Raw genomic sequence first — 1,229 nt, forward strand, 5'->3', positions numbered from 1 at the left:
ATACCTTTCACACCCAGAATGTTGATCGCCCGCATCAGGTTGTAGCTGAGCACCGCAAGGCTGTACTCGCTACTGGCGGAGCTCAGTCCCCAGCAGGTAAATCGCCCCTTGTTCAGCAACCGCTTCAGGGTCGCGAAGGTGGGCTCCACGGTCGCCATGCGCCGGGTCATCCGTTCCGGGGTAGCTGCCTTGCCGGCCTTCTCCAGAGCTTCTTCGTCAAAGTGTCGGGTGACCCAGCGTCGATCGGCCTTGGTGCATTTCGACTGCAGGGGGCATTGGTTGCAGCCAGAACGGGCATACAAGTGCAGACGATCCTTTGTGCTGATGGTCTTGTGGGGCAGCAACTGACCGGCGGGGCACCGGTAAGCGTCATCATCCGGCAAATAGGTGAAATCGCTTTTCTGGAAGTGCTCGCCACTACCCTGATTATTCACCCCCCGGTTCACCGGCACCGCCACCTCTATTTCTGAAGCCTGGATACGGCCAATCTGCTCACCGTTGGTGTAACCCGCATCGGCCACCACGGTGTCGAGTTCGCCTTCCAGCACTTCCAGGGTGGCGGTCGTCATCGGTTCCAGCTGCTGATTGTCGGTGCCCGCCTGAGTCAGTTCATGGTGGACGATGAACTGGTGCTGCTCATCCACCGCATTCTGAGCGTTATAGCCAACCACCATGCCATCCCGGCCGGACCGCATCAGCTTAGCCTGCGGCTCAGTACGGCAAGTTTGGGTTTTCTCCTCATCTACGAGGGTCTTCAGCTCATCCTGCAGTTCCGCCTTGTGGGTCTGAAGATAGGCCAAAGCGTCCGCAACCTTTCCCTTATCGAGATCCGCTTCGCCCGCCTGCTCAGACGCCGCCAAGCGCGCGAGATAGTGCTCGATCTTCTGATCCAGCTTGCCCAGTTGCTTTTCCAGCTGCTTGCGGGTGATTGCCTGATCCTTGCTGGCCGCCGCTTTGAACTTGCTGCCGTCAATCGCCACCAACTGGCCGCTGACCAGGCCCGCGTGCTTGCAGAACACGATGAACTGCCGGCACGCTCGTTTGATCGCCGGTCCGTTGTCCTTGCGGAAATCAGCGATGGTCTTGAAGTCCGGGGCCAGCTGCTTCATCAACCACAACACTTCCAGGTTGCGATGGCATTCCTTCTCCAGGCGGCGGGTACTGCTGGTCTGGTTCAGGTAGGCGTAGATATACAGCTTCAGCAAATCACCTGGGTGATAAGGACGCCG

General features: G+C 58.8%; 1 protein-coding gene. It reads right to left on the reverse strand.

Annotation, left to right across the window (positions count from 1 at the left end):
- On the reverse strand, nucleotides 1-1,229 hold a 1,229-nt coding region (locus tag N6L25_RS17650; RefSeq protein WP_271983156.1), incomplete at both ends, for an IS1182 family transposase.

It is taken from the genome of Marinobacter sp. SS21 (genome assembly GCF_028369065.1).
Classification (GTDB): domain Bacteria; phylum Pseudomonadota; class Gammaproteobacteria; order Pseudomonadales; family Oleiphilaceae; genus Marinobacter.